The 3572-nt window shown below is 69.2% G+C and carries 2 protein-coding genes; both read left to right on the plus strand.

Features of this window, described 5'->3' with window-relative positions:
- Positions 1-14: 14 nt before the first annotated feature.
- Entirely contained in the window at positions 15-167 is a 153-nt protein-coding gene (locus JFB92_RS27145) for an RICIN domain-containing protein (protein ID WP_372451695.1), read from the plus strand.
- Between the two features lie 19 nt (positions 168-186).
- Positions 187-3572: beta-galactosidase, LacZ type (lacZ, locus tag JFB92_RS24820; protein ID WP_199044617.1), on the plus strand; the 3386-nt coding region annotated here is incomplete at its 3' end.

The raw sequence follows: 3572 nt of genomic DNA on the forward strand, positions 1-3572 counted from the left end.
AGCAGTGGGAGGTCATCGACCACGGCGGCGGCACGGTGAGCCTGGTCAACGGCCACAGCGGTCTGGCCATGGACGTCTGGAGCCAGTCCACAGAAGACGGTGCCCGCATCTCCCAATGGAACTACACCGGCAACTCCAACCAACGCTTCGAACTCCAACGCGCCTGAAGTCGATTAGGAGACCCTCATGTCCAACGAACCTCACGGCCGCGCCGGAGCGCGCCGCCGCACGATCCTCGGAGGCGGTCTCGCCGCCGTTGGGAGCGCTTCGATTCCCTTGACGGCCGAGTCCGCGGCGGCCGAGCCCGAGGAGGCTTCCGCCCTCGGAACCGAAGACGTCTCGGTGTCCTGGACCGACCCGCCGAACGGCTACCCCGAGTGGAACAACAACATCGGGATCTTCGAGGTCGGCTCCGAGCCCGCGCACGCCACGTTCATGCCCTACGCCGACCTCCAGCAGGCCCTCGCCGCCGACCGCACCGACTCGCCGTACCGGCTCGACCTCGACGGCGACTGGCGGTTCCAGCACGCCGAGCGCCCGGCCGACCGCGACACCGAGTTCTGGCGGACCGACCGCGACGACGGCTCCTGGGACACCGTGCCGGTGCCGTCCAACTGGCAGCTGGCCGGCTACGACCACCCGATCTACACGAACGTCACCTACCCGTGGTGGGGCGCCAACGGCGACCACGAGAACGCGCAGCCGCCGTTCGCGCCCACCCGGTTCAACCCGGTCGGGCAGTACCGCCGCACCTTCGAGCTGCCGACCGCGTGGCAGGACCGGCGCGTCCACCTCCATTTCGAGGGCGTCAAGTCCGGGTTCTACCTGTGGGTCAACGGCACCAAGGTCGGCTACCGCGAAGGCTCGTTCACGCCGTCCGAATTCGACATCACCGACCACGTCCAGCCCGGCACCAACCTCATAGCGGTCGAGGTCTACCGCTTCCCCGACGGCGACTGGCTGGAAGACCAGGACTTCATCCGCCTCTCCGGGATCTTCCGGCCGGTCTTCCTCTACTCGCTCCCCGCGGTCCACCTGCGCGACTTCAAGATCGACACCCCGCTGCGCGACGGCTACACGAACGCCGACCTGGACGTCGGCGCCGCCGTCCGCAACAGCGGCGACCAGCGGACCGGTACCTACACCGTCGAGACCGAACTCTACGACGAGAACTCCCAACCCGTCTGGTCAGCGCCGCTTACCAGCCAGGTCGACATCGGATCCGTCCAGCCGGGACAGGACGTGAACACCCACGGATCCAAGGCCGTCCAGGGCCCGAAGCTCTGGTCGGCCGAGTACCCGGACCTCTACACGGCCGTGCTGCGGTTGCGCGACCCCTCAGGCGCGGTCGTCCAGACCGTGTCGGCGCGGGTCGGCTTCCGCGAGTTCGCGATCCGGGACGGCCTGATGCGGATCAACGGGCAGCCGGTCTCCCTGCGGGGCGCCAACCGGCACGAGATGCACCCCGACCGCGGCCAGGCGCTGACCCGCGAGGACATGGTCCGCGACATCGTCTTGATGAAGCGGCTCAACATGAACTCGGTCCGCACCTCCCACTACCCGAACCACCCGGACTGGTACGACCTCTGCGACGAGTACGGCCTCTACGTCATGGACGAGGCCAACCTCGAGACCCATGGGATCCGCGGCGACTACCCGGCCTCCGACCCGGCCTGGACGGCGGCGGTCATCGACCGGGCCGCCCAGGTGGTCCACCGCGACAAGAACCACCCGTCGGTCGTCATGTGGTCCCTCGGCAACGAGGCCGGCGGCGGCGCCAACTTCGTCGAGATGCACGACTGGATCAAATCCGCCGACCCCACCCGCATCGTCCAGTACGAGGGCGACAACCGCACCTCGGTCAGCGACATCCGCTCCCAGATGTACAACACCGCCGCCGGGATCAGGGACCGCGCCCTCGACGGCGGCGACACCCGGCCCTACATCCTCGTCGAGTACTCCCACGCCATGGGCAACTCCAACGGCAACCTCAAGGAGTACTGGGACGTCATCCGCGAATACCCGGTCCTCCAGGGCGGCTACCTGTGGGATTTCGCCGACCAGAGCCTGCGCTGGGCCATACCGCTCGGCGGCGGGGCCACCTACCTCGCCTACGGCGGCGACTGGGGCGACGACCCCAACGACGGCAACTTCTGCGCCAACGGCGTCGTCTCCGCCGACCGCGAGACCGGCGGCAAGGCCACCGAGGTCAAACGCGTCTACCAGGCGATCAACGCGACCGCCGGAGCCGACGTCGCCGGCGGGGAGGTCCGGATCGCCAACGAGTACGCCTTCGCCAACGTGAACGAGTTCGACGGCGCCTGGTCCCTGATCGCCGACGGCGAGGTGATCCAGAGCGGGTCCCTCACCGCCCAGCAGCTCGACCTCCCGCCGCTGTCGGACAAGACCATCCAGGTACCCGTCCAGCGCCCGGCCGACCCCGCGCCCGGGGCCGAGCACTTCCTCGAGCTGTCCTTCACGCTGAAGTCCGCGACCGCCTGGGCCGACGCCGGATTCGAAGTGGCCAAGGCACAGCTCCCGGTCGACTTCGACAGCCCGCCGGTCGAACCGCTCCCGCTAGAGGACGTCCCGACGCTGACCGACGCCGAGACCGGCGACCAGATCACCGTCACCGGCGACGACTTCGCCGTCACCGTCTCGAAGTCGACCGGCGAGATCACCGACTACCAGGCGATGGGGATGCGACTGGTGAACTCGGGTCCGGCCCCGAACTTCTGGCGTGCGCCCACCGACAACGACCGCGGCAACGGCCACCCGAACCGCAACGGCACCTGGCGCCGCGCCGGCGCCGACCGGAACGTCACCGGAGTCGACGTCGAGCGCCCGTCCGACCGCTCCGTGCGGGTCACCGTCACCGGCACCCTCCCGACGAGCACCCAGTCGACCTACACCACGACCTACACCGTCTACGGCAACGGCGAGATCAGAGTGGACAACACCCTCCACCCCGGCTCGGCGGGCCTGCCGTACATCCCCGAAGTCGGCACGATCCTGCTCCTGCCCGGCGAACTCGAGCAACTGCACTACTACGGGCGCGGACCTGAGGAGAACCACTGGGATCGCAAGAGCGGCACCGACGTCGGCGTGTACTCCTCCACCGTGGCGGACCAGTGGGCCGGCTACATCCGACCCCAGGAGAACGGCAACAAGACCGACGTCCGCTGGGTCGCCCTGGTCGACGACAGCGGCCGCGGCCTGCTCGCGACCGGCGAGCCCCTCATCGAGCTCAACGCCTCCCACTTCACCCCCGAGGACCTCTCGGAGGGCACCCGCCACGACTACCAGCTGACCCCGCGCCAGGAGGTCGTGCTGCGGCTGAACCACCGGCAGACCGGCGTCGGCGGCGACAACAGCTGGGGCGCGCAGCCGCTCGACCAGTACAAACTGTTCGCCAGCAGGGACTACACCTACACCTACCGGCTCAAGCCGCTGCCCGGCCTCGACCAGGCCATGCCGCTCGCCCGCCGCCCCACCGAGACCGGCGGCGGCAGCGACGGGCCCGTGGAACCTGGTGTGTTCTATCGGTTGGTGGCGCAGCACTCGGGGAAGGC

This window comes from Glycomyces salinus (assembly GCF_016428645.1).
GTDB lineage: Bacteria > Actinomycetota > Actinomycetes > Mycobacteriales > Micromonosporaceae > Glycomyces > Glycomyces salinus.